We start from the raw sequence: 5,313 nt of genomic DNA on the forward strand, positions 1-5,313 counted from the left end.
GCGCCGCGCCTATTATCTGGCGGTCGCGCTGGGCGCGCTGGTCGCGCTCGCGGCATCGAGGCGAGCGCCGCGCCCGCTGCTGCTGGCGGGCCTTGCCATCCTCGGGCTTGCCGCGCTCGGCAATGCCTGGCTCGGCGCCTATCATTCCGGCGTCGAATGGGGCCTTTGGCAGGGGCCGACCGATTGCACCGGGCCGGTCGGCAATCTCGGCAGCGCCGGTGATCTGCTCAAGCGTCTGGATAGCGTCAAGGTGGTCCGCTGCGACGAGGTGCAGTGGCGCTTTCTCGGCCTGTCGCTCGCCGGCTACAATGTGCTGATTTCGCTCGCGATGGCCGCGATCGCGGCGTGGGGCCTCAAGGCTGTCAGGCGCGGTTAATCATCGACATCCTCCTGCGGGCGTCCGAACAGATGGACGATGCCCGGCGTCGTGATGCTGACGAACACGAAGCGCGACAGATGATGCGCGCCGACGAAAATCGGGTCGATATGCAAGGTCAGCGCCAGCGCCAGCATGGCGTCCATCGCGCCCGGCGCGAAGGCGACGACGATGTCGGCGAAGCGGACATGGGTCGTCAGCGCGATCACCGCGACGAAGACCGCCGAAATCACCATGGCGATCGCAAACGAGCCCAGCCCGGCATTGACGTGGCTAAGCAGGGTTTTTGCCGTCACCCGGGCGAACCGCGTCCCGATCAGCGCGCCGATCCCGACCAGCGCCACGCCGCGCAGCCATGGCGGCAGGCCGCCCTCGACCAGCGCGGTGCTGTGCAGCAGGCTCGATCCGATCATCGCGCCGAACATCCAGCTCGCCGGAAATTTCATCCACCGCAGCAGCAGGGCGACCGCGATCGAGGCGGCGATCAGCGCCGCCAGCTGCTGCGGCGAGGCGATGTCGCTGGCCGCGGCCGGCAGCGCCGTCTGCGCCATTCCGGTCGACGCCAGCACCAGCGGCAACGCCGCCGTGAGGATGATCACGCGCATGGTCTGCACCACGGCGATCGCGGCGACGTCGGCGCCTTTCTCGGCTGCGAGCATGGTGATCTGCGACAATGCGCCGGGGCTTCCGGCGAGGAACGCCGAGGTCTGGTCCCAGCCGTGCACGCGCCGCAGATAAAAACTGCTGCCGAAGGTCGAGCAGAACGTCGCGAGCGCCAGCAGGGCGATGGTCAGGGGATAGGCGCTGACGTGCTGGATCAGTTGCCGCGACACCAGCGAGCCCAGCGATATCCCGAGCAGCAGCAGCACGGTCTGGGTCAGGATCGGCGGCACCGCGAGCGGCCGGCCGGCCAGCGCGGCGCTGCCGACCGCGATCATCGCGGCGGAAATCAGTCCGCCCGGCAGGTTCGCCCACAGGAACAACAGCCCGCCGGCGCCGCCGATGACCAGCGTCTCGAGCGCATGGAGGATCGTGGCACGGCCGGCAATGGCTGACGCCATCGATGCGGGGATCAGGGTCACGCCCGTTTATGGCAAATCCGCAGCCAGGCGACAATTGCGCCGGGCGATCGCAGCAATGCGCGTTTTCACCTCCCCTTTTTCAAGGGGAGGTCGCTTTCGGGCGAGCCGGGCTGCGAAACAGTTCGGTGTCGATTCCGCCCGAGCCTTGGTTTGCAGAAAGGGGATTGGCCTGCAGGGAGGGGAAACCTCAGATCACTTCGACGGTTTCGCGGCCGCGGCCTTCTTGCATTCGGCGCGGAATTTCTTGCGTTCCTTGCCCTTAAGTCCCTTGGCGTCGGCTTCCTTCGAGCATTCGAGGGATTCCGCGGTCCTCGGCTTTTCCGCCTTCTTTTCCGCCGGCGCCTTGATTTCGGTCTTGGTTGCGTCCTTGGCGGCGGGCGCCGCGGTTTGCGCGAATGCGGATCCCATCAGCAACATGGACGCCAGCGCAGTCGCGGTCGCAAGGGAGGAAATTTTCGTCATGGGGCACCTCGGTTGAAACGAAAGATGCAACCTTGGCGCGGTCGGGATGAACCGTGGGTGAATGAAGCCGTGCCTGCCGCGTTTTCCTGGCCACAATATTTCGGCCGGACGATCATCGGCGCGTTGTCGCAAATTCAGGTTGCGCTAGGATGGGCGTCTCCGGACCGTCAATTCCCCAAGGAACCGAATAGGGAGAACAAGGATGAATCTTCAAGCAAGATTATTATGCGCCGTCGCGGTGTCGGGTTTCGTCGCGCTCGCGGCGTCGGCCCCGGCGCAGGCCTTGACCACGCAGGAATGCAGCGCGAAATATCAGGCCGCCAAGACCGCCGGCACGCTCGGTGGCCAGAAGTGGAACGACTTCCGCAAGGCACAATGCGGCGCGGACGCCGCCGCGGCACCGGCCGCGACGCCTGCCGCGGCTCCGGCTGCCGCACCGGCTGCGCCAAAGGAAGCCAAGAAGGAAGCCGCGCCCGCCGCAGCGCCGGCGCGGTCCGGACCCGCGGTGTATCCGACCGTGGTGGATCCGAAATATTCCAAGGAGACCGCCGGCAAGGCGCGCATGCACACCTGCGTCGATCAGTACAATGCCAACAAGACCACCGGCGCCAATGGCGGCATGAAATGGATCGAGAAGGGCGGCGGCTATTACAGCGAATGCAACAAGAAGCTCAAAGGCTGAGTTTCTTCACCGGACCGGCGCGGCCGGCTCTCAGCCGGTCGCGCGTTCTTCGTCCAGCAGTTTCTCGGCCGATTTCGCCACGAGCTGCGCGCGCTTGCGCGGCCCGCGCTCGAGGAACAACAGGCTCTGGCCGAAGATGAAGCAGTAGAACAGGAACGCCTGGGCGTCGGCCTGCTCGGGCGCCATACCTGTCGCGCGATAGAGATGTCCGACATTTCTCAGCCGCGCGGCATCGACGCTTGCGACCGCGGCGGCGGCGTTGTCGTCGGACCGGGCCCATTGCCGGATCGCCAGTTCCACCGCCATGCCTTGCGTGTTCATCCGCTCCGAATAGAGCCGGATCAGCGCCTTCAGCCGCTCGCGCGCGGTGGTGCCGTCGAGGCTGGTCTGCTTCTCGATCGCGGCGATGCGCCCTGCGCTCCAGCTTTGCAGCATGCCGTCGAGCAGCGCAGCGCGATCCCTGAAGCGGCGATAGAAGCCGCCCTTGGTAACGCCGAGGTTCTTGGCCAGCACCTCGACCCGCACGCCCTCGACGCCGGATCGCGCGATCTCCGCAAAGCCGGCCTCGATCCACGCGTCGCCTCTGCCCTTGGTCATATCGGTCCAGCCTTTGTTGATACGGCACCGTATTGCTAACTTGCCGGGGTCGTGATACGCTACCGTATCGCCATCGAAATCGGGAGCATCCAATGGAAACCGAAGCGACCTATCGCGGCGCGGTCTATCCCTGGCAATGCGACCATGTCGGCCACATGAACATCATGTGGTATGCCGGCAAGTTCGACGAGGCCAACTGGAATCTGTTCGCCCGGCTCGGGCTGACGCCGAGCTATCTGCGCCAGTCCGGCCGCGGCATGGCCGCGGTACAGCAGAACATCACCTACCGGCGCGAATTGCTGCCCGGCGATATCGTCGAGATCAAAAGCCGGCTGCTCGAGGTCCACGACAAGTCGATCCGCTTCCTGCATGAGATGCGCAACGCCGAAACCGGCGAGGTCGCCGCGACCTGCGAGATCACAGGCGTTCACATGGATCGGGATGCGCGCAAAGCCGCCCCGTTCACCGAGGCGATCCGCGGCGCCGCGATGAAGCAGCTCGCTTCGTCACAACCGGCCACGGCGTAAGTGGCATGCCGCTCTTTGATCCGAAAAATCCGGATTTTCGCGCGATCGCGGCCGATACGTTCGACCGGCAGCCGGCGATGCGGACGCTCGGCATCTCGATCGCGCGGCTCGAGCCGGGCGAGGTCGAGTTGTCGATGGCCTATTCGCCCGATTTCACCCAGCAGAACGGCTTTGTTCATGCCGGCGTCATCACGGCGGGGCTCGACAATGCCTGCGGTATCGCAGCCTTTACGTTGATGCCGCCGGGTTCCGACATCCTGACCGTGGAATTCAAAACCAACCTGCTGGCGCCTGCGAAGGGCGAGCGGTTTGTATTCCGCGCTACCGTGCTCAGGCCCGGCCGCACCTTGACGGTGTGCGAGGGCAGGGCCTATGCGGAGCATGACGGCATCGAAACCCTCGTCGCCACCATGACCGGCACGCTGATGGCCTTGTCGCGCCGCGAGCCGCCGCCGTCGTCAGACAGGGTTCGCGCGCCCGCTTGATGCGGGCGCATTGACAAGTCTCCGCCGCGGCTACCTGATAAGGCGTTTCCGCGCGGGCCACCGAAATGATCGCCAGCCTCAGCCTGATCCTGCTCTGCCAATTGAACGGTGAAATCATCGTGCGCGGCCTCCGTCTGCCGATGCCGGGTCCGGTGATCGGGCTGTTGCTGCTGTTGCTGTTGCTGTTGGCGCGCGACCGTTTTGTCACGCTTGCGCGCGGGCCGTTGCAGGCGAACGGGGTCGAGAGCGCGAGCCGTGGCCTGCTCGCGCATCTGTCGCTGCTGTTCATCCCCGCCGGCGTCGGCGTCGCGCGGAAACTTGACCTGCTGGCCAGGTACGGCATCGCCATTCTGGCGGTCCTTGCGCTCTCCGTGGTGATCACGCTGCCGCTGGCGGTGACGGTGCTGGTGCGCTGATCTCCGTTGCAGTGCAGGCTTTCACGGCGGCCATGGCGATTTGCAGAATTTTCTTCTAGGGTTCCGCCGTGCAGGTGAGTCTTTCATCTTGATCATCTCGGCGACGCAAAGCGTGCTCGGACTGGCATCGGGAATGCTGGTCGGGTTTTCGCTTGGCCTGGTCGGCGGCGGCGGATCGATCCTCGCGGTGCCGCTGATGGTCTATGTGGTCGGCGTGCCCGAACCGCATGTCGCGATCGGCACCAGCGCGATCGCGGTCGCCGCCAACGCCGCGCTCAATCTGTCGAATCATGCGCGCGGCGGTACGGTGGTGTGGTCGTGCGCGCTGGTGTTCGCCGCGGCGGGAATGATCGGCGCCTTTGGCGGCTCGATCCTCGGCAAGATGGTCGACGGCCAAAAGCTGCTGGCGCTGTTTGCGCTGGTGATGCTGGTGATCGCCCTGCTGATGCTGAAGACGCGGTCGCGGATCGGATTGCCCGACGTGAAGATCAGCATGTCCAACATGCCGGCCATCGTCGGCCTTGGCCTCACCACCGGGACGCTGTCCGGCTTCTTCGGCATCGGCGGTGGATTTCTGATCGTGCCGGCGCTGATGCTGGCGACCGGCATGCCGATCATGAACGCGGTCAGTTCCTCGCTGGTCGCGGTGACCGCTTTCGGCCTGACCACCGCGGCCAGCTATGCCT

Annotated in this window: 9 protein-coding genes; 6 read left to right on the plus strand and 3 right to left on the minus strand. The window is 65.6% G+C overall.

What is annotated here, in order from left to right:
* A partial coding sequence (locus WCE35_RS22240; protein ID WP_424595472.1) for a disulfide bond formation protein B occupies positions 1-376 on the plus strand: 376 nt, incomplete at its 5' end.
* On the opposite strand, the gene WCE35_RS22245 is transcribed toward WCE35_RS22240, so the two are convergent.
* Together WCE35_RS22245 and WCE35_RS22250 are read right to left on the minus strand one after the other, a co-directional pair.
* Positions 373-1,458 (minus strand): AbrB family transcriptional regulator, encoded by a 1,086-nt coding sequence (locus WCE35_RS22245; protein WP_424595473.1) that lies wholly within the window; start codon positions 1,456-1,458, stop codon positions 373-375. The genes WCE35_RS22240 and WCE35_RS22245 overlap by 4 nt on opposite strands.
* A gap of 192 nt (positions 1,459-1,650) precedes the next feature.
* The gene (locus WCE35_RS22250) at positions 1,651-1,920 is read right to left on the minus strand and encodes a PsiF family protein (RefSeq protein WP_424595474.1); all 270 of its coding nucleotides are present in this window, start codon (positions 1,918-1,920) and stop codon (positions 1,651-1,653) included.
* A gap of 202 nt (positions 1,921-2,122) precedes the next feature.
* Here WCE35_RS22250 and WCE35_RS22255 point away from each other — a divergent pair, with 202 nt between their 5' ends.
* Positions 2,123-2,602 carry a hypothetical protein gene (locus WCE35_RS22255; protein WP_424595475.1) on the plus strand — a complete coding sequence of 160 codons (480 nt, stop codon included), beginning with the start codon at positions 2,123-2,125 and terminating at the stop codon, positions 2,600-2,602.
* 30 nt (positions 2,603-2,632) lie between these two features.
* Here WCE35_RS22255 and WCE35_RS22260 read toward each other — a convergent pair whose 3' ends face one another.
* Positions 2,633-3,199 carry a TetR/AcrR family transcriptional regulator gene (locus WCE35_RS22260; RefSeq protein WP_424595476.1) on the minus strand — a complete coding sequence of 189 codons (567 nt, stop codon included), beginning with the start codon at positions 3,197-3,199 and terminating at the stop codon, positions 2,633-2,635.
* A gap of 92 nt (positions 3,200-3,291) precedes the next feature.
* Here WCE35_RS22260 and WCE35_RS22265 point away from each other — a divergent pair, with 92 nt between their 5' ends.
* The 4 genes from WCE35_RS22265 to WCE35_RS22280 form a co-directional block, all read left to right on the plus strand.
* On the plus strand, positions 3,292-3,726 hold the full coding sequence (locus tag WCE35_RS22265) for an acyl-CoA thioesterase (RefSeq protein WP_424595477.1): 435 nt from the start codon (positions 3,292-3,294) through the stop codon (positions 3,724-3,726).
* A gap of 5 nt (positions 3,727-3,731) precedes the next feature.
* Positions 3,732-4,211, plus strand: a complete 480-nt coding sequence (locus WCE35_RS22270) for a PaaI family thioesterase (RefSeq protein WP_424595478.1) — start codon at positions 3,732-3,734, stop codon at positions 4,209-4,211.
* Positions 4,212-4,276: 65 nt separating this feature from the next.
* The gene (locus WCE35_RS22275; protein ID WP_424595479.1) at positions 4,277-4,627 is read left to right on the plus strand and encodes a CidA/LrgA family protein; all 351 of its coding nucleotides are present in this window, start codon (positions 4,277-4,279) and stop codon (positions 4,625-4,627) included.
* 91 nt (positions 4,628-4,718) lie between these two features.
* Positions 4,719-5,313, plus strand: a 595-nt coding sequence (locus WCE35_RS22280) for a sulfite exporter TauE/SafE family protein (RefSeq protein WP_424595480.1), incomplete at its 3' end; no start/stop codon positions are given.

Origin of the sequence: Bradyrhizobium sp. (assembly GCF_049691595.1) — a bacterium.
In the GTDB taxonomy this organism is placed as follows: domain Bacteria; phylum Pseudomonadota; class Alphaproteobacteria; order Rhizobiales; family Xanthobacteraceae; genus Bradyrhizobium.